The 20,884-nt window shown below is 39.2% G+C and carries 17 protein-coding genes; 5 read left to right on the top strand and 12 right to left on the bottom strand.

Annotated features, from left to right (window positions below; translation table 11 throughout):
- Positions 1 to 72: 72 nt before the first annotated feature.
- The 3 genes from Q4489_RS02320 (at position 73) to Q4489_RS02310 (ending at position 4,551) form a co-directional block, all read left to right on the top strand.
- Complete coding sequence (locus tag Q4489_RS02320; RefSeq protein WP_303476539.1) at positions 73 to 2,403, top strand: S9 family peptidase; 2,331 nt, start codon at positions 73 to 75, stop codon at positions 2,401 to 2,403.
- A gap of 262 nt (positions 2,404 to 2,665) precedes the next feature.
- Positions 2,666 to 2,980 carry a DUF4389 domain-containing protein gene (locus Q4489_RS02315; RefSeq protein ID WP_303476535.1) on the top strand — a complete coding sequence of 105 codons (315 nt, stop codon included), beginning with the start codon at positions 2,666 to 2,668 and terminating at the stop codon, positions 2,978 to 2,980.
- Between the two features lie 77 nt (positions 2,981 to 3,057).
- Positions 3,058 to 4,551, top strand: coding sequence for a serine hydrolase (locus Q4489_RS02310; protein ID WP_303476499.1), 1,494 nt, complete (start codon positions 3,058 to 3,060; stop codon positions 4,549 to 4,551).
- A 52-nt stretch (positions 4,552 to 4,603) separates the two neighbouring features.
- Here Q4489_RS02310 and efp read toward each other — a convergent pair whose 3' ends face one another.
- Positions 4,604 to 5,173 carry an elongation factor P gene (efp, locus tag Q4489_RS02305; protein ID WP_074496423.1) on the bottom strand — a complete coding sequence of 190 codons (570 nt, stop codon included), beginning with the start codon at positions 5,171 to 5,173 and terminating at the stop codon, positions 4,604 to 4,606.
- 37 nt (positions 5,174 to 5,210) lie between these two features.
- Between efp and epmB the strand changes: the two genes are divergently transcribed.
- Positions 5,211 to 6,227, top strand: a complete 1,017-nt coding sequence (gene epmB / locus Q4489_RS02300) for an EF-P beta-lysylation protein EpmB (RefSeq protein WP_303476495.1) — start codon at positions 5,211 to 5,213, stop codon at positions 6,225 to 6,227.
- A 36-nt stretch (positions 6,228 to 6,263) separates the two neighbouring features.
- Positions 6,264 to 6,569 carry a hypothetical protein gene (locus Q4489_RS02295; RefSeq protein WP_074496421.1) on the top strand — a complete coding sequence of 102 codons (306 nt, stop codon included), beginning with the start codon at positions 6,264 to 6,266 and terminating at the stop codon, positions 6,567 to 6,569.
- On the opposite strand, the gene cobA is transcribed toward Q4489_RS02295, so the two are convergent.
- The 11 genes from cobA to Q4489_RS02240 all read right to left on the bottom strand — a co-directional run bounded on the left by cobA (position 6,563) and on the right by Q4489_RS02240 (position 20,838).
- Entirely contained in the window at positions 6,563 to 7,447 is an 885-nt protein-coding gene (cobA, locus tag Q4489_RS02290) for a uroporphyrinogen-III C-methyltransferase (RefSeq protein ID WP_303476492.1), read from the bottom strand. The two genes, Q4489_RS02295 and cobA, sit on opposite strands and share 7 nt — an antisense overlap.
- 9 nt (positions 7,448 to 7,456) lie before the next feature.
- Positions 7,457 to 10,141, bottom strand: coding sequence for a nitrate reductase (locus Q4489_RS02285; RefSeq protein ID WP_303476489.1), 2,685 nt, complete (start codon positions 10,139 to 10,141; stop codon positions 7,457 to 7,459).
- A 27-nt stretch (positions 10,142 to 10,168) separates the two neighbouring features.
- Complete coding sequence (nirD, locus tag Q4489_RS02280) at positions 10,169 to 10,513, bottom strand: nitrite reductase small subunit NirD (protein WP_303476487.1); 345 nt, start codon at positions 10,511 to 10,513, stop codon at positions 10,169 to 10,171.
- Complete coding sequence (gene nirB / locus Q4489_RS02275) at positions 10,513 to 13,059, bottom strand: nitrite reductase large subunit NirB (RefSeq protein ID WP_303476484.1); 2,547 nt, start codon at positions 13,057 to 13,059, stop codon at positions 10,513 to 10,515. Before nirB ends, nirD begins: the two co-directional genes overlap by 1 nt.
- 468 nt (positions 13,060 to 13,527) lie before the next feature.
- On the bottom strand, positions 13,528 to 14,715 hold the full coding sequence (locus Q4489_RS02270) for an alginate export family protein (protein WP_303476480.1): 1,188 nt from the start codon (positions 14,713 to 14,715) through the stop codon (positions 13,528 to 13,530).
- A gap of 124 nt (positions 14,716 to 14,839) precedes the next feature.
- The gene (locus tag Q4489_RS02265) at positions 14,840 to 15,691 is read right to left on the bottom strand and encodes an ABC transporter ATP-binding protein (protein WP_303476478.1); all 852 of its coding nucleotides are present in this window, start codon (positions 15,689 to 15,691) and stop codon (positions 14,840 to 14,842) included.
- Between the two features lie 17 nt (positions 15,692 to 15,708).
- Complete coding sequence (locus Q4489_RS02260) at positions 15,709 to 16,656, bottom strand: ABC transporter permease (RefSeq protein ID WP_303476805.1); 948 nt, start codon at positions 16,654 to 16,656, stop codon at positions 15,709 to 15,711.
- Between the two features lie 80 nt (positions 16,657 to 16,736).
- Positions 16,737 to 18,065 (bottom strand): CmpA/NrtA family ABC transporter substrate-binding protein, encoded by a 1,329-nt coding sequence (locus Q4489_RS02255; RefSeq protein WP_303476803.1) that lies wholly within the window; start codon positions 18,063 to 18,065, stop codon positions 16,737 to 16,739.
- A gap of 397 nt (positions 18,066 to 18,462) precedes the next feature.
- Complete coding sequence (locus tag Q4489_RS02250; protein WP_303476475.1) at positions 18,463 to 19,554, bottom strand: CmpA/NrtA family ABC transporter substrate-binding protein; 1,092 nt, start codon at positions 19,552 to 19,554, stop codon at positions 18,463 to 18,465.
- Entirely contained in the window at positions 19,541 to 20,152 is a 612-nt protein-coding gene (locus tag Q4489_RS02245) for an ANTAR domain-containing response regulator (protein WP_303476472.1), read from the bottom strand. The genes Q4489_RS02250 and Q4489_RS02245 overlap by 14 nt, the downstream gene beginning before the upstream one ends.
- A gap of 200 nt (positions 20,153 to 20,352) precedes the next feature.
- Positions 20,353 to 20,838: a DUF3016 domain-containing protein gene (locus Q4489_RS02240; protein WP_303476469.1), complete on the bottom strand. Its 486-nt coding sequence runs from the start codon at positions 20,836 to 20,838 to the stop codon at positions 20,353 to 20,355.
- Between the last annotated feature and the right edge of the window lie 46 nt (positions 20,839 to 20,884).

The following is a 20,884-nucleotide window of genomic DNA, read 5'->3' as shown; positions in this document are numbered from 1 at the left end:
AATGACGGTGACTTATTGCCTTTGAATTGTATACAATTTAAAGTAACGGCGTTATCCATGAGGAACCTCACAATGCAATTAACAACAATTAAGCAATTACTTATAGGTGCAGCGCTCACCACAGCGATTGTGGCCTGCCAATCAACAGACAGTAAGCCTAATGAACAGGCAAAAAATAATCTCGCAAAAGAAGAGAGCGCATTAACGCTAAAACGTATTTATCAAGATTACGAATTTAGTTCAGATAGAATTGGGCGCATACGCTGGTTAGCTGACAACAGCGGCTATACCTCGATTGAAAAATCAACTGCTAGCAAAAAAAATCAAGAAGGAAAATCAGTTCCCGTTGGTAAAGATATCGTCATCTATAACCCCCAAACGCTTGATCGTGAAATATTAGTAAGTGCTCAACAGTTAACACCAAAGGGGCAAGATGCTCCACTTGCTATCCACGACTACATTTGGTCAGAAGATCGCAAGCAATTATTAATTTACACCAATAGTAAACGCGTTTGGCGTTCAAATAGCCGCGGTGACTATTGGGTACTAAACCTTGCAACAAATAAACTAGTGCAATTAGGTGGAGCAAACGCAAAGCCAAGCAGTTTAATGTTTGCAAAATTTTCGCCTGACGGAACACGCGTGGCTTATGTGCGCGAAGATAACGTGTACGTTGAGAACTTATCAACCAACAACATTACGCAATTAACGAATGATGCGGGTAACGGTATTATCAATGGTTTATTTGATTGGGTGTATGAAGAAGAATTTTCAATTCGTGATGGTTTTCGCTGGAGCCCTGATGGAAACAAAATTGCTTTTTGGCAATTAGATACCACAGGCAGTAAAGATTTCATCATGATCAACAACACCGACGAACTTTACCCTACCATCACAAAATTTCCTTATCCTAAAGTGGGCGAAACAAACTCACTCGCAAAAATAGGTATTGTTGATTTATCCACTAAAGAAACTATCTTTCCTGATTTACCGTTTAATTCTCGTAATATGTACATTCCACGTATGAATTGGGCTGGTAACGGTAAAGAAGTACTGATACAACACGTGAATCGCAAGCAAGACACGAATCGCTTATATCTTGCTGATAGCACGAGTGGCCAATTAACCCGCATTATGACCGAGCAAGAAGAAACCTTTCTCGATTTCTATGATGATGCCCACTGGTTAAACGATGGCAACTATTTTATTTGGACAAGCGAACGCAGTGGTTGGCGTGACCTATACCGCATTTCAAGAGACGGTAAAGAAGTTATTAATTTAACCCCTGGTGATTTCGATGTCACTGCATTTGGCTCGATACAAACCATTGATGAACAAGGTGGTTGGGTATACTTTACCGCCTCAATAGGCAATACCTCTGAACGCTATTTATATCGTAGTAAGCTAGACGGCAGTGTTGTTAATCAACGTTTAACACCTAATAATTTTGCCGGTGTAAATTACTATCAAATGTCACCTAATGGCCAATGGGCTGTGCATAGTTATTCAGCGTTTGATAAGCCAACACAAAAACGTTTATTGTTTATTGAAGGGCATCAAGAAAAACACATGCTAATGAGTAATGAAAAACTCGTTAACAAATTAGCAAAACTGAATAAACCTACTCATGAATTCTTTCAAGTAAAAGCCCGAGACGGTGTCGTACTAGACGGCTACATCATGCGCCCTGCTGACTTTGATCCAAGTAAACAATATCCAATTATTTTCTATGTTTACAGTGAACCTGCTGGTCAAACAGTGCAAAATAGATGGCGAGGTAACTCCTACTTATGGGATAGCTATATGACGGAGCAAGGCTACATTATTGCTTCAGTAGATAGCCGTGGCGCACAAACACCTAAAGGACGCGAATGGCGTAAATCAATTTACGGCGCTGTAGGTATTCTTTCTTCACGCGATCAAGCAGATGCGTTAGACGCCATGGCTGAACGATGGGATTATATAGATACAAACCGCGTTGGTATTTGGGGCCATTCTGGCGGCGGCTCAATGACATTAAATATGTTATTCCGCTACCCTGAAAAATATCATGTAGGTATCTCATTAGCACCTGTACCTGATCAAAAACTCTATGATTCTATTTATCAAGAACGTTATTCTGGTTTATTACCTGACTATGAAGAAGGTTACAAACAAGGCTCTCCTATCACGCATGCGAAAAACCTAGAGGGTAATTTATTGCTTGTACATGGTACCGGTGATGACAATGTGCATTATCAAGGTGCTGAGCGTTTAATCAATGAATTGGTCAAACATAATAAACAGTTTGAGTTTATGTCGTACCCGAACCGTAGCCATGGTATTTACGAAGGTGAAGGCACAACATTACATCTAAATACGATGAAAACACAATATTTCAATCGTCATTTAAAAAATAAATAACGGCATCTTTTAGCCAACAAAGTAAGCCTGCTATTTGCAGGCTTACTTTGTTGGCTATAAAAAACAATATAAAGTGGCTAATTAAACCTAAGAGTCGTTAAAATCACTATTCATCATTATTCATACCTTTATTAACTGGTTGTTATTATTAGCTTTAATTTTTATGGTCACGCTTTTGCTTATGGTAAGTATCAATCAAAAGTAAACTGCGATGTTGTATTACATTATTGCAGTCATGTTTCTTAAGGTGGTAGAGGATATTATGAGAGAGATTAATTCGACAGAGAAAAAGAACTGGTTAAGTGCAAGTACATGGTTACGTGGTTTATTCATGCTGCTATTTGGTTTTATTGCAGGCTTTACCCGTTTTATTATCACCTTAATTGCCGTATTCCAATTTATATCATTACTCGTGACTGGCCGAGCGAACACTCATCTTAAGGGCTTTGGTGAAAGCTTAAATAACTATATTTATCATATTAACCAATTTTTAACCCTTAATACCGATAAATACCCTTTTCCGTTAAGTAGTTGGCCAGAAGAAAAGCCACATTACCGCTACACCCCTAGAGATTAATTCAGCATGGAAACCATCGCTATTTATTTGATGACTTGGCTTTGGTTTCTATATAATGCACCAATCGAGATACCTCTATGCACCTGCAAGTTATAAATCGCATCTTACTAGCCATAACACTTATGATGGCCAGCCAACTATCACATGCTGAGACTCACCAGCAACAATTTGATCGCTTTCTTGTTAACACGATGAACACGCTAGATCTACAAAGCTCTATGGCTGTAGCCGTTGTAAAAAACGGTAACGTCATTTTTCAAAATACCCACGGATTCGCCGATATAACCAAACAAGAAAAGGCGACAAAAAATACACTGTATTATATAGCTTCAATCACTAAGCCGATTTTCTCACTGGCAATACAAGAAGTATTATCCCAATCAAAGTACAGTGCAAATACTACGCTTAAAGAAATGTTCCCTGATGTAAAGTTCCAAGCTGGAATAAAAGCAGAACAGATCACAATCAAGCATTTACTTTCACATACCTCAGGGTTATCAGATCAATATTTAACAACAGCCGTATCAATCACAGGCTTACATAACCAAGCACAAAAGTTAGCCATGTTGACACAATTAAACGTTAATGAAGAAAGCCCGCTTGGCCAGTTTAAATATACAAATCTTGGGTATAATATTGTCAGTTTGTGGTACGAAAAAACCTTTCATAATCCATGGCAAACTGCAGTGCAGCAACATGTATTAACACCGATGAACATGTTCGCTACTACAGGGTTTAAAGATGAAGCCTTACGAAATAATCAACAGATTGCCAAACCTTATGCTTACTTCTCATTATCGCCTCATAAAACACTTTATTTAGAGAAACAAGACAATACCTTACATGCTGCAGGAGGACTCTATTCAACGGTAAGCGATATGGCAACATTTCTCCGCTTTCAACTCAATACTAAGCAGATACCTTCATTATCTAAAAATATTACCAACACACAACAACTAACTACATCACTCAACAGTGCACGAGGCGACTTTAAACGCACACACTACTGCTTAGGTTGGTATATTGGCCCATACAAACATCAGACAACCTACCATCACTTTGGCAGTTTTGATGGTTATCGACCACATTTATCTTTTATGCCAGAGCAAGGTATTGGATTGGTTATTTTAAATAACGAAGGCATGTTAAACGATAAGCTAACAGATATTATTGCCGATTATATTTATGGCACTTTATTAAAAGAAAATGACATAGAGCAAAAAGCCGCTTCAAGAATAGCTAAACTCGCAGACATGGCTAAAAAATATCGCACAGCGATTTCGGAAAAAGAACAAAGTTATCTAGATAAACCGCTCACTTTAACACTCGATAAAAAAGCTTATACGGGTACCTATGTAAACCCATTTGCAGGTGAAGTAAATATTTCGTTAAAGGAGGAAAAGTTTTTCGTGACTTGGGGAAATTTACAAGCAACCGCTACAGCTTTTAATCAGCCAGATATATTACGTATAAAATTAAGACCAACTCGAGGGCAACTCATAAGGTTTGATGTTGAACAACACAGCATTAATACGCTCACGCTCGATGGTATTACTTTTAACAAAAAATAAAATAAAAAAGCCCTGCTTAGCAGGGCTGTTTTAAACAAAAGAATGAAGCGTTTTATTTACCCGCTCGGGAAACATACTCACCGGTTCGAGTATCAACTTTCACTACTTCACCAATTTGCACGAACAATGGAACACGTACTACAGCGCCCGTTGATAAGGTAGCGGGTTTACCGCCAGTGCCAGCAGTATCACCTTTTAAACCTGGGTCAGTTTCGGTAATTTCTAACTCAACAAAATTAGGTGGCGTTACCGAAATTGGCGTGCCATTCCAAAACGTTATCGTACATAAATCACCTTCTGATAACCATTTTATATTATCGCCAACTGCTTTTTCGTCCGCAGCAACTTGCTCAAAGGTGTCATTATTCATAAAATGCCAGAATTCGCCATCGGCATATAAATAACCAAGTTCTGAATCCATTACATCAGCACCTTCGACAGAATCACCTGATTTAAAGGTTTTTTCTAGCACTTTGCCAGAAATTAACTTACGGATTTTTACACGGTTAAATGCTTGGCCTTTACCCGGCTTAACGATTTCATTTTCTAAAATGTTACAAGGTTCGCCGTCGATCATTAATTTAAGACCGGCTTTAAATTGGTTAGTACTGAATGAAGCCATAAATACTCGCTTTACTTTCGAGAGATTGAAATTATAAATGCCGCAAATAATACCCTATATTCACGATAATTTGCACACTTCTTGGCAAAAAGAGTTAGCTGACGTTGTGACAGACCCGAGTGTACTGTTAAAAATGCTTGATATTGACCCTAACGTTTATCAAACACACTTTTCAGCACGTAAACTTTTCCCTGTACGAGTGCCAAAACCTTTTATTGCACGAATGGTGAAAGGTGATATTGACGACCCCCTGCTAAAACAAGTGATGCCTTTGTCAGCTGAATTTATTGAAACTCAGGGGTATAGTGCCGATCCGTTAGCAGAGCATGAGACAGTCGCCGAAGGTTTATTGCATAAATATACTCATCGTGTATTGATGATAGTTAAAGCGGGTTGCGCGATTAATTGTCGTTACTGTTTCCGTCGTCATTTTCCTTATGCTGATAACAGTCCAAATAAACAGCGTTGGCAGCAAGCACTTGATTACATAGCGGAACATCAAGAAATTAATGAAGTGATCTTTAGCGGTGGTGACCCTTTGATGGCTAATGATCAACACTTACAATGGTTAATCGCACAAATAGAGCGTATTTCACATGTAAAGCGATTACGAATCCACAGTAGGTTACCCGTTGTGATCCCGCAACGCATCACATCTGAATTGGTGAATATGCTGGCAAACACTCGACTTAAAAGCACCCTTGTGTTTCATATAAATCATCCGAATGAAATAGATGAACAATTTGCAAACGCCATTGAACCCTTAAGGCAAGCAAGAATACCGCTGTTCAATCAAAGTGTTTTATTAAAAGGAATTAACGACGAAGTAAGCACGTTATGCCTATTAAGTGAGCAGCTATTTGATCATGGCATTCAACCGTATTACTTACATTTATTTGATAAAGTACAAGGGGTTGCTCATTTTGATATTAGCGAACAACAAGCACAATCGTTAGTAAAAAACATGATGGCGACCTTACCCGGCTTTTTAATGCCGAAAGTGGTAAGGGAAATTGCAGGAGAAGCTAACAAAACGCCCATAAAACTGGCATAATAGCCGCCATTATTTCGAACAATCTATAAACGTATTATGAGTGAAGCTGTTAGTAAACAATTGGTAGACAATATTTCAATAATTTTAAAAAAGTCGTTGGCGGCAGATGCCACACTTACGGATTTGCGTGAAAAAAAGATGGCTAATTTTGAAAATATTTTTACCAAAGATGCCGGTTTTAACGCTAATGCCAATACCTTTCAACCCTATGTAGAAGAAGTTGCTGACGACTTACTAAAGTGGCAACAAACTCAAGATCAGCAGTTGCTTATTATGCTAGTCAAAAAAATAGAACAACTGTTTAATGTCTTAGGCAATTTTGAAAACACCTACCGTCAGTAAACAAGTGTATTCACATCTGAATTGAGTTCAATTAGCGGTGTGATGTTGGCTCGGTGGTTAACAACTTCACCAACGACTATTAATGCAGGACCATTAAAACAAGATATCTCTTGTTGATTCGTTATTCCGTTAATTGTACTACAACACACTTGCTGATCTTTCTCTGTGCCTTTATCAATAACGGCTATTGGGGTGTCTTTATCCATGCCATGCTCTATTAATTGTTGACAAATCATGGCTATTTTATTTAACCCCATATAAAACACTAGTGTGCCTGTTTCCTGTGCTAGTAGCTGCCAATCGCAGTCTTGTTCAGCATTTTGACGATGTGCAGTGACAAATTTAACCGATGCTGCACATTCACGATGCGTTAATGGGATACCTGATGAAGCAGCACAGCCATTTGCTGCGGAAATACCAGGAATGATCTGATAAGCAATATGTTCAGTATCTAACACTTGAGTTTCTTCTGCTAATCGACCAAAAACCGATGGATCACCCCCCTTCAATCTGACGACGGTTAACCCTTGATTAGCATAGCTTACTAACAGCTGGCATATTTCTGTTTGACTCATTGAATGATAACCACAACGTTTTCCCACAAAAACCCGCTTAACGTTAGCTGGGATCATCTGATTAATCTCAGCGCTCACCAACCAATCTAACAACACCACATCAGCCGCGTTAAAGGCTTTAATGGCTTTCAACGTCAAGAGGTCAGGGTCGCCACTTCCAGCTCCAACGAAAAATACGGCACCTTCGTTATCCGCTTTAGTTTTTTCTGTGAAATAGTGATTATTTTGCCAGGAATTAGTCTGCCAATAACTTGCAAATCTTTTGGTGAATAACGATAAATGCTGAATAGATTTTACCAACATATCAACCTCTTATGCTAACTGTTTAATTGGAATTTCATGTTGGTGTTCATCAAGTAAAGCTTGCAATTCTGGTTTACACGAACCGCAATTCGTACCGCACTTTAACGCTTTTCCTAACGCCATTACAGATTGGCAACCCTGTACTATTGCTGTGATAACTTCACCTTTACTCACTGAGAAACAACTGCATACTTTACGTGTAGCTTCTGCATCTTCAGGTGATTGCTTTGTTAATAACGATTGAATTTGTTCGACGGTTAATTTTTTCTGTTCAAAAAGTTGATCAATCCATGGCTGGCTGATAACAGGTGCAGTTGTACTGAAATAACCCGCTATTTTTATTTGCCCTTCTTGCAAACAGATAAATTGAAATTGTTTACCGCCTTGCTGACTTTGGCAGATCCACTCACCTGCAATCTCAATCGATTGCTGAAGTGATTCAAAACTGATTAACGACTGCGAAGCTAATTGCCAATAATCACTATGTTTCAAACCGGTTTTTAACCAATATTCACTCGTTATCTTTATGGCATTGTTAACATATATTTCCCCAAAGCTTTGATAGTCAATCGCTTCAATTTTCACCCCTACATGCTTAGATTCTGGTTGGCCCGAAATAGGGTCAACTACCCCTTGAAAAAGTGTTGCAACCGTTGCATTAGCCGCAAACTGTTTGTTCCAATGGATAGGTATAAACACTTGACCTTTACGCATAACACTAGACAGTTTTACAGCAACCTCAATACTGCCTTGCGCTGAGCTTACTTTAACGATCTGATCATCTTTTAACGCTAATAATGCACCATCTTGGTGACTGACATAAACATAGGGCTTTGACGTATGCTCATTTAGAGATGCTGCAATGCTTGTACGTGTCATGGAATGCCATTGATCACGTAATCGTCCTGTATTCAGTACCCATGGAAATTCATTACTGGTTTGTTGTTTTGGAAGTGACGGCACTACAGGATAAAACTTAGCATTCAAATCATCATTAACATACCGGCCATCGTTAAAGATCTGTTCCCCTCCTTGAGGATTTTCTGTAGTAACTGGCCACTGAATAGGCATCATATTATTATATTGAGCTATCGATAATTGACCTAACCCCGAGATATCAAATAATCTGCGATTTTTCGCTTGATTATCTACCCCTGTTAATTGTGCAAATTCGGTAAAAATTTCTTGCTGATGTTGATAATTAAATCCGTCAAAGCCCATCGCTTTGGCAACATCGCAAATGATTTGCCAATCATGCCTAGCCTGCCCAGAAGCAAATTGGCTTGCACGTTGTCGTGACATTCGCCTTTCTGAGTTGGTCACTATTCCGTCTTTTTCTCCCCAACCTGTGGCTGGCAACTTTACCTCAGCAAACTCAAGGGTATCGTTGTTTGCTACACAATCTGAAACAACAACAAAGTCACATTGTGATAATGCTTGTTTTATTTTTGTTGTATTAGGCAAACTAACCGCAGGATTTGTTGCCATAATCCACACTGCTTTTATTTTTTTATCGGCGATTTGGTCGAACATATCAACGGCTTTAGCACCTTGTTTTACCGCTATAGTAGGTGACTGCCAAAATTGTTGCACCAATGCTTGATGATCGCTGTTTTCAATATCGAGGTGGGCGGTTAATTGATTAGCCAACCCCCCCACTTCTCGACCACCCATGGCGTTAGGTTGTCCCGTGATAGAAAATGGCCCACACCCCTCCCGTCCTATTTTTCCGGTCGCAAGGTGAGCATTAATAATACTATGACACTTATCTACTCCAGAAGATGATTGATTTATTCCCATGGAATACATTGACACTGCGTTGTTGTGGGTGGCAAACCATTGATAGAACTGTTCAATTAGAGCTATATCTACTTCACAATACCGAGCAACTTTTGCTAACGACCACTCATTCGCTACCTTTAACGTTTCCTCAAAGCCAGTAGTATGCTGAGCGATATAGTCAGTATCTAATTGTTCTTCATTCGCCAAATAACATAATAAGCCATTATAAAGTGCGCCATCAGTTCCAGGTTTAATCGGCAAAAACAAATCAGCACCTGACGATGTTGGCGTTTCACGAGGATCAATAACGACAAGTTTAACCTCAGGGTTAATCTGCCTTGCGCGTTCAATGCGTTGATATAACACAGGATGAGTCCATGCTGCATTTGAACCGATGAAAATGAGCAAGTCCGTTTGCTCTAAATCACGGTATGAGCATGGAACAACATCTTCACCAAATGCGCGTTTATATGCTGAAACCGCTGAAGACATACACAGACGAGAATTAGTATCTATGTTTCCGCTTCCGATGTAGCCCTTCATTAGTTTGTTCGCAACATAATAGTCTTCAGTTAATAATTGCCCCGAGACATAAAAAGCTATAGCGTCACGACCATATTTAGCGATTGTTTCTGTAAACTTATCTGCAACCGTTTGAATAGCTTCTGACCAACTTACTTGATGTCCTGATACTTCTGGTGTGAGTAAGCGAGTACTTTCATCTAACGTATCAATTAAATGCGTACCTTTAACGCATAAGCGACCAAAATTAGCAGGATGATCTTCACTACCATTAATACCGGTTGCTTTACCGTCGGTTACTGTTACATCCACGCCACAACCAACTCCACAATAGGCACATGTAGAACGTACTATACTTGCAGCTGGTGTTTCACCTTTGCTATTAAACATGTAAATACTCTTTATATCGGCTTAGCATTATTCACGAAAAATTTGTACGTATCCTTCAGCAATACGCGTTTTAAAACACGTTACTGCTGTCTCTTCTTGAATACATTTCCCGGTTCTTAACGAATACTGTTGCTTATACAGAGGACTTGCGACAATGGGTTCACCATTTTGACAGCCAACAATTCCTCGATACAACACGTTGGCACTGCCAATAGGATCATAATTGGTAATAGCAAAAACCCGTTCAGGTTGTGACGGTAAACTAAATAGAGCTACTTGTTGATTATCATTAATTAAGGCACAAACGCCTGCATTATCAATCAAATCATCAGGTTTACATACATTGATCCATTGTTCATTGGTCGTCGTCATTACAAGACCTCCACGGCGATTACTTGGTTAGATTTTTCTGCTTCAGTTGCGGGACGAATTTGATTTCGCTCAGTGACAAATTGAATGTTTTCGTCGCTTTCATCAGAGTTAACAAATTGTTTAAAACGCTTTAAGGCTTCTGGATTGTTTAAAGTTGTCGTCCACTCACACTGATATTTACCAATAATCTCTGTCATATGCTGTTCTAATGATTGGCAAATACCTATGTGATCTTCGATCACGACTTGCTGTAAGTAAGCTAATCCCCCCTCTAAACTTTCTAACCAAACCGAAGTGCGTTGTAAGCGCTCTGCGGTTTGAATATAAAATGCTAAAATACGGTCAATGTATTGAATTAGCGTAGTATCATCTAGGTCGGTAGCAAACAAGTCAGCATGTCTAGGCTTCATACCTCCATTACCGCATACATATAAATTCCAACCTTTGTCTGTGGCAATAATACCTATATCTTTGCTTTGTGCCTCGGCACATTCACGTGTACAGCCTGACACGGCAAATTTTAATTTATGAGGCGCACGGATTCCTTTGTATCGATTTTCAATCGCGATCGCCATTGACACACTGTCTTGCACACCAAAGCGACACCAAGTACTTCCCACACAAGATTTTACAGTTCTGACTGACTTACCATAAGCGTGGCCTGTTTCTAAGCCAGCTTCTATTAAGGTTTTCCAGATCTCGGGTAACTGTTCAACACGCGCGCCAAACATGTCAATTCGTTGTCCACCGGTAATTTTGGTATATAGCTTATATTGCTGTGCTACCTCGCCGATTTTAATCAACTTTTCTGGCGTTATCTCGCCACCAGGTATACGCGGAACGACTGAATAGGTACCATCTTTTTGCATATTGGCCAGGAAGTTATCGTTTGTATCTTGTAAAGCAAGGTGCTCGTTAGCCAAGATATAGTCGTTCCATACTGACGCTAAAATTGAGCCCGCTGTGGGTTTACAAATTTCACAACCCAAGCCCTGCCCATGCTTAGTCAACAATTCATCGAATGAACGAATTTTTTCAATTTTTACAATATCGAACAATTCACGTCTCGAAAATGGAAAGTGCTGGCAAATATCTTTCTTTACTTCAACACCACGGCTTTCAAGTTCACTATCAACAACACTTTTTAACAGCGCTGCACAACCACCACAGCCACTACTTGCTTTCGTACATGATTTAACGTCCGCAACTGTGCAAGAGCCTTGATCAATGGCTTGGGTAATATCGCCTTTTGTGACATTCAAACAAGAACAAATAGTGGCGGTATCAGGTAATGCGTCTGCACCTAAAGTCGGCTTATTTTCAGCCATAGGGAGTATTAACGTTTCTGGTGACTCAGGTAAAGTAATGTCATTTAACTTATATTGAAGTAATGTATCGTATTCACTGGTGTCACCAATCAAAACCGCACCCAGCAACCTTTGATTATCTTCACTTACGACTATTTTTTTATAGATACCCGCGGGTTGATTAACATAGGTATAGCATAGTGCGCCTTCAGTTTTAGCATGTGCATCACCGATTGACCCAACATCTACGCCCATGAGCTTTAATTTAGTGCTCATATCAGCACCCGAAAACTGGCTAGCGTCTGGCAAAGCAAGAATATGCTGTGCTGCGGTTTTTGCCATACTATAACCGGGGGCGACAAGGCCGTAGATCATCTGATTAAATAAAGCACATTCACCAATCGCATAGATATTAGGATCTGATGTTTGACATTGCTGATTAATCGTCACACCGCCACGTTCCCCAACGGTTAATTGGCAATCGCGTGCAAGTTGGTCATGGGGGCGGATACCCGCAGAAAACAAGATCATATCAGTTTCTAACTCTGAATCATCAGAGAAAATCAATTTGTATCGGTACGTGTCCCCACGGGATATTGATGTTGTTGCTTTTGAGGTATGTACTGAAACACCTAATGCTTCAATTTTTTCTTTTAGCACCTGTCCACCACCTGCATCCACTTGAACCGCCATTAGTTGCGGTGCAAATTCAACAACGTGGGTCTTAAGACCTAGCTGTTTTAATGCATTTGCAGCTTCCAAACCGAGCAGGCCGCCACCGATCACCACACCCACTTTACTGGTACTTGCCGACTTTTCGATCGCGAGCAAATCTTCAATCGTGCGGTATACTAAGCAATGTGGTTGTTCTCCCCCGGGGATCGGTGGCACAAAAGGATAAGATCCTGTTGCAAGGATCAACTTGTCATAACAAAATGATTCACCAACATGTGTTGAAATAGATTTATTTTCTCTATCTATATCAATAACCTTTGCATTGGTACGATAATTCACTTGCCAGCTATCGTACGTACTTTCATCAGTTAATGCTAAATCTTGCGCTGATTTACCGGCAAAAAACTCTGATAAATGAACTCGATCATAAGCTAAACGACTTTCAGCTGATAACACAGTAATATCGATTTTCACGTCTTGCTGTTGTAATTCGATAAGTTGTTCAACACAGTGGTGTCCCACCATACCGTTTCCCACGATAACGACCCTACATTGTTTAGACATGTTGTTTCCTTATTCTTATATTTGCCCACACAATGTCCCTTAAAAAACCTCGTTATCTATCTTCAGAAATGTCATCAATAAATAATGGTTTTGCACGGTATTCTTATCATTGGTAAGCAAGCTAATTGTGCGTAAAATTGGTTGTTCTATCGTTAGTAAAGCAACCGTAATGCCAATAATTATTAATATTTAAATTCAATGACTTACAAGAAAACACCCTTTGTTTTTACCAAGCTTTGCACCTGTGTGAGCAAAATTCGCACTAATTAGGGGCGAACCATTGATTTGAAAGGGGTTGACGTTAATTTGCGCTGTCAAAATCGAATCGGTTGAAATATCGCAATAACTGTTAAATGAGATATAAAAAAGAAGTGACAACAGAATCACCAAGATGATCCTGTTTAGTGTTACAAAAAGGCGTTTTTTTTGTACGGGGTAACGGTAATCGTTTAACAACTTTTGATTGGCTTAGAAAGAAGCACTTAGCCAAAGCCATAATTTATCAGTATCAACTTTTCCGATAGTATTATTTCCAGCTGAATAAGCAGCAAATTTAATTCCAGCAGAATACGTTTTACTTAGTTTTTTTACGTAGGAAATATTCAGTTCGTCACCTAAGTCATCATCAATATTGCTGGCATTATCAGCAGTAAAGTTGTGAAAAACAAGCGCCCACTTTCCTTGAAGCATAGTTCCATTAAACGAAATATATTGATCACGTAAGCCAACGGAAGGAGTAGCTAAAAATTGATCTGTCCAACCATTAAAAGCGTGTAATGTTGCCAAAGGAGTCGAGAAAGCAAACTCACCCGCATCGCTACTTAATATTTCAATCCCCCCTTTTATCGTTACACCCTGAATAGTCGCGCCAAGTTCTGCAAAGTGATAGTCAGTGGAAAATTGCTTATCCGCTTTATCTGCCTGTTGTTTTGCATATTCAATACGGTATAACCAAGCAATATCACTCAATGATTTTTTACCCGCCAAGCGCACACCATGAGTCGTCAGTGAATCTGTTACTCCTTCATCGGCGTCAAGTAGGTATGAATAACCAGAAAGCTTACCAAGTTTGCTGTTAATACTTACATTGAAAAGGTGATCTTGCGCTTTACTATCTTTTTGCTCAGCAAAAATACGATTACGCTGAGTTACGTATGCATACTTTGCTTCTATGTTATCAGTTGCTTGATAGCTAGCAGAGGCAGCATCAAATGTTTGTTTGTCTTGTCGCCAACCTACATGCCCAACAAAACGTTGATTGTCTAAAGCGATCACTTGTCGTCCAAGCTTTACAGTCACACCTTTATTTTGGTATTGCACATAAGCTTGATCGACTTCTGTGGTGTTTGGATCCGCAACGACTGAATATTGCGTGCCATACCCATTCGTGTCGTTATAGTGATCAAGCCCAACGTCACGAGAATCTGCAAATTCTATAAAACCAGAAAAATGTTGATATTGCGGGGTTTGTAATCGTAATTGAGTACGTAACGTTAACGCATCTGCATTTTTTAACAAATTATCTTGTGAAACAGATTCGTAGCGTAAACGAAAATCAAAACTTGCATCCACTGACTCATCCGCCATAACGGGTAACACAAGCAACGTTAAACTTATGGATGAAAACAGTGCCAATGATAAAGTAGTGCCTTTCATAAAGGTTCCTTAAACAGAGAATATTGAATTGATACCTTCCGTAAAATGCAGTTCGCTGCTGTTTATACGAATTGGTATTACAAAATGTTATTCAAAATAATATCGCTAACAATCATTGGCTTTATTACGCTACATCAACCTTTTTGTTCGTTGGGGCATTTTGTTGCTTTTTTTGGCCGTGATTTAAAGGCTCAACTTTGCGTTGTTTTTCATATAAGAAAGTTAATACCGCTGATCGTAAACGGTTATACTCCACATCTTGAGCCAGCGACAATCTATCTCTAGGTCTCGGTAAATCGACTTCTAGCACTTCACCGATGGTTGCTGCAGGCCCATTAGTCATCATGATAATGCGATCAGAAAGTAAAACAGCTTCATCAACATCATGAGTGATCATGATCACGGTATTATTTAGCTCTTCTTGAATATCCATCAAGGAATCTTGCATATGCGCACGTGTTAGTGCATCAAGTGCACCAAACGGTTCGTCCATCAGTAATACTTCAGGTTTCATTGCCAACGCACGCGCAATACCAACGCGTTGCTTCATACCTCCCGAAATTTCATCTGGGCGTTTGTGCATAGCATGCTCCATATGCACTAACTTAAGATTGTGTTCTATCCACTCTTTACGTTCTGGTGCAGTAAACGTTTTTTTGAATACTTGATCTACCGCCAATTCAACATTTTGGTAGGCCGTTAGCCATGGTAATAACGAATGATTTTGAAACACCACCGCACGTTCTGGGCCAGGCTCGAGAACTTCTTTATTATTAAGCAGTACGCCTCCCTTTGTTGCTTGATGTATACCGGCAACAATATTTAATACTGTTGATTTACCACAACCTGAATGACCAATTAAGGAGATAAATTCACCCTTTTTGATTTGTAAGTCGACCTCTTTTAAGGCGGTAAAGTCGCCATTCGGTGTTGGAAACACCATGTCTATTTTACTAATGTTTAATAATGTACTCATGTTGCAACTCCTTTGGCTTAGCGGTTGACTGTTGTTTTGTCCCAAGAAACAAAACGTTGAATTTTTAACATGGCTCTATCGAGTAAAAAGCCAATAAAACCAATAACGAATACCGCGGTCATAATGCGGCTCAGTGATTGTGAACTACCGTTTTGAAATTCATCCCAAACAAACTTACCTAAACCTGGGTTTTGCGCGAGCATTTCTGCGGCAATTAATACCATCCATGCAATGCCTAACGATAAACGCATACCGGTAAATATCGCGGGTATTGATGCGGGTAATATAATTTTTCTTACATGTACAAGGCTTGGTAAGCGTAATACTGAACTTACGTTGAGCCAGTCTTGATTAATTGACGACACGCCAATAGCAGTATTTATCACCATAGGCCACACGCAGCATAAAGTGACCGTGATCATTGAATTTATAAATGATTTATCAAACATCGGAGCATCACTGGTATAGACAGCACTTACCACCATGGTCACTAACGGTAACCATGCTAATGGCGAAACCGGTTTAAAAACTTGAATAATCGGATTAATTGCCAAGTTTAATGATTTGTTAAGCCCTACAGAAATTCCAAGAGGAATCGCAATGATCACCGCTAATAAAAAGCCACTCATCACGGTTACTAAGCTAGTAATAATTTGATCTAAAAACGTTTCCTTACCGGTGTAATCGCGAATTTTAGCCGGATAGTTAGGATCTTTTTTCAGTCGTTCTGCATTACGCAATTCTTGACGTTGATAAAAAGCTTGCTCTTTTTCGCGGCTATCCACATGCTCTTGATAAAGATTAACTATTTGTGTTCCCACCGCTTTAGGACCAGGAAACTGACCTAATGAGGTGTCAATATTATTGGCAGCAATCGTCCATAACCCTAGAAAGAAAGCGATACCAACTATGGGTAACATAATGGCTTTTACTGTAGTGGATATGCGAACAAACCACTGAGACATAAAGTCATTATTCAAGGTATTGAAACCTGATTTTGAGAATGCTTTTATCATGAAACCTCCTATTGTTGGGCGAGAATAAATTAAATTTTATCGTCAGATTTTAAGCCAAGTGTGAATTTATTAATGTATTCATTTGGCTTTGTTCCGTCGTAAATTATGTTATCAATGAAGTGTTGTTGTGGGTCTCTAAAACCATCTTCATTTTCAAGAGCACTAAAATCAGCCTGCATCATTAATTTGTCGTCAATTAACGAACGTACTGCTTTCATGTAGATATCGGGACGGTACACTTTCTTGGCGATATCGATATACCATTGATCAGATTTCTCGTCGCTTATCTGCCCCCAACGACGCATTTGCGTTAAATACCAAATAGCATCAGAGTAATAGGGATAGGTTGCATTGTGGCGAAAGAATACATTGAAGTCAGGAACTGCTCGAACATCCCCAGGTTCATATTCAAAGGTACCTGTCATACTGTTTGCAATAACATCGTAATCAGCTCCAACATAATGAGATTTTGACAATATTGTTACCGCTTCTGAACGGTTTTTATTGTTATCTTCATCTAGCCATTTAGCTGCTCGAATTAACGCTCTGGTTAATCGAACGGTAGTGTTAGGGTATTTGTCAGCAAACGCTTTAGTAATACCGAAGACTTTTTCTGGGTTGTTTTTCCAAATTTCATAATCTGTGACAACGGCGACACCAATACCTTTTAATACCGCTTGTTGATTCCATGGTTCACCGACGCAATAACCATGAATAGTTCCAGCTTCTAATGTTGCAGGCATTTGAGGAGGAGGTGTTACAGACAGCAATGCTTGAGCATCAATTTGCCCTGACGTGTCTCCCTTATGCGGTGCATAATACCCAGGATGAATTCCACCTGCCGCTAACCAATAGCGCAATTCGTAATTGTGTGTTGATACTGGGAATACCATGCCCATATTGAACGGCTTCCCTTGTGCCGAAAATTTATCAATTATCGGTTTTAAGGCATCTGCTTTTATCGGATGAACAGGCTTTCCGTCTGATTGCTTTGGTATCAAAGGTTTCATTTGTTGCCAAATGTCATTTGATACCGTTATAGCGTTCCCATTTAAGTCCATGGAAAATGGCGTAATAATTTCAGCTTTAGTGCCATACCCTATGGTTGCAGCAATAGGTTGGCCTGCAAGCATATGGGCGCCATCTAATCGCCCATCGATAACCCCATCAAGTAATACTTTCCAGTTTGCTTGTGCTTCAATAGTGACGTATAAACCTTCATCTTCAAAAAAACCTTTTTCATAAGCAATTGCGATCGGCGCCATGTCGGTTAGCTTGATGAATCCAAACGTCAATTCTTCTTTTTCAGGGTAACCTAAATCACTGGCTTGACTGGTGGGGGCACAGAGCATAATCATTAACCCGATACATTTGTAATTACGAACTAGGTGTTCACGCCATTTTTTTGTACATTGAAAAATACCTGCGAGCATGTTTTCCTCCAAATAAAAAGCCCGTAGTGCTCTGCGAACAGACACATACGGGCTTCGATGCCTAACTTACCTTTTTACTACACTAAGTAGTTGATCAGTTTATTGTTAAAAAACCTACAGTCATTGTAGGGAAATGACTTAAAGCAATCGCGCTAAATCATCTTTGATAGATAAGTTAATTCAGGATACGTGCCAGACTAAGAAAAAACAACTAACCATTTGTTATGTAAGGATTTTTAATGTTGCACCATAAAAAATGAAATTTTTTGTACTTAGGTTTGCTTCAAAATAGCGCACAAAAAGCACTATTTTGCACTCATATTTACATAAAATCGGTGGTGGGTAACGCTAACGCTTTACGATAAATGTCTTGACGATACACTGAAGACACCAAGGTATCATTGATTAACTTTTTATCTATTTTAACCAACTTCTTCATTTGGTTAAGTAACCACTCGCCTTGATATAAAGTAGGTTCATTGATTGGTTGATTGACGTCAGCAAACCGATTGTAGCGATGAACATCTCTCGGTGTATGTTGATGATGCACTAAACAACTCCCCATTAACGAAGGGGCTATGACTGATAATGGCAAACCTAAATATGATGATTGACTAAGCATTTTCGCTGCTTCTAGTCGATTTGCGATTGGTATTAACCAATTACACGCTTTTTGTAAGGCACAAATTAATGCATGTGCCTCGCTCGAGTGCTGTTGATACCATTGATTAAGAAAGGCCAATACTTTTTCAGGCATGTCTGGCCAGACATCACTCGATGTTACTCCAGTAACGCCTACAGCATCTCGTACAGCTTTTGCGTTCCAAGGGCCTCCAACGCAAAAGCCATCTATGTCACCACAAGCTAATGCCTCTACCATATTTGACGGTGTCACAATGATAATTTCTATATCACTTAACCTGATACCGCTATGTTCAAACCAACTGCACAATTGATAATAATGGCAACTGTCAGGATAAACGGTAGCAAACTTAAGCAGATTTTTTTTCCGCTTTCTTTTTTTTATTATGGGCTTTAACAGAGTTGCACTCAATGGAAAATCAATATGATCTAATTGGTTTACTACTTTTACTTGAGCATAAAGCTGTTCAGATATTGTAATTGCATTACCATTTTGACTCAGAATCATCGGAGCAATCACTTCGGTTTTATCAGACGATAAACCAAGAGCACTTGCCAATGGCATAGGCGCTAAACATTGTGCCGCATCTAATACTCCTGCATGTAGTTTGTCCCGCATCACTGCCCATGAATACTGCTTTTCTAGCTTTACCGTTAAACCTGTCTCAGTAAAAAAACCAAGCTCATGTGCAACAACTATAGGCGCGCAATCGGTTAATGGCATATAACCTAGATGAATGATATTGGCAGGCGTTCTGTTAGTTTTGCTCATGTGAAGCTATTCCTGTTATTGACATGATACTTTCAGCGACCCGCTCTAATTTCTGCCCTTTATCCATCGCTACTTTTTGTAAATATCGATACGCGACAGGCTCCGACATTTTTTGGTGTTCTATCAACCAACATTTTGCTTGAGCAATTACACGTTGATTATTTAACTGTTGTTTAGTCTCCGTTAATTGTTTTTTCAATTGTTGTAGCTCATTGAACCTGGCAATTGCCGTGTCTAAAATTACCGTGACGCGATTAAAATCAATTCTTCCCGTTATATAAGCACTCACACCAGAAGCAATCACTTTGTTAATAGACTGATTATCATGTAAAGATGAGAACACAATGATTGGCGTTGCCATGTATTGCATAACCACGCGATATTGCTCTAATAGGCATTGAGAGCTATTTGCTAAGCTGACAATAACAACATCTGGCTGAAAGGCTTCTACGTTTTTTAACAAGCTATCGTTCGTGGGCGCGGTATAACAAAGGTGATAATGAGAATGCACTAATGCATGAGTAAATGATCGCACCTGTTCTTGATTATCTTCAATCAAAAGCAGTGTTAGTTGGGGGTGTTGAGTGTTTAAATTCACGCTTAACTCTTAACAACATTTTTATTATCAAGTTAAACAAGTTACATACCAACACATTTTTTATTTATTTTTCAGTGTATTAAATAAAATATAAATATTCAAAACGCACTAAATGTTTTATTTTGATCCACTAATGCGCTAATAAAGGGCAATAAAAAAAGCTGGTAAACCAGCCTTTTTAAGTCATTTATATATTCAATTTATTGTTCGAAGGTGTTTTCAAACCAATCGTCTAACATCACTTTTTCATAATGAAGAAAAGAGTTGTTATAGCGCAAACTACTTCGCATCATGAAGCCCATATCTTTCAAATGTTCTTCGCCTTCTTGAAGAATTTGCTCTGAAGCATCAACTAACTGATATGAAAACTTCATACGTGGGATATGAATATCTTTAATCACACGTATACGCTCCATGGTTTCATGAACATCACCAGCTAAATCAACATCAGTTACGGTAACTTTTAACACCTGTTCTTTGGGAAGTTGCTCTGCAAGTTTAGCAAAGTGCTGTTCAAACTCTTTAAACACGCGCTTTTTAAACTTAGCTCTATGCTCTTGCCCAGCATGCACATCTCTATATTTATCCGGGTTCTGCCACGTTACTTCACTTGTCCCAGCTAAAGCCATTGGCACAACAAATAAAACAGATAATAATGTGGAGATAATTCTATTCACTTTATTCATCACGTTTTCCTCTTTGCTATAAGCCTATTAATTAGACCGGAGTTTA

It is taken from the genome of Thalassotalea sp. 1_MG-2023, assembly GCF_030546745.1.
Classification (GTDB): domain Bacteria; phylum Pseudomonadota; class Gammaproteobacteria; order Enterobacterales; family Alteromonadaceae; genus Thalassotalea_C.
Note: the sequence above shows the minus strand (reverse complement) of the source record. Positions and strands in the feature narration are given on the sequence as shown.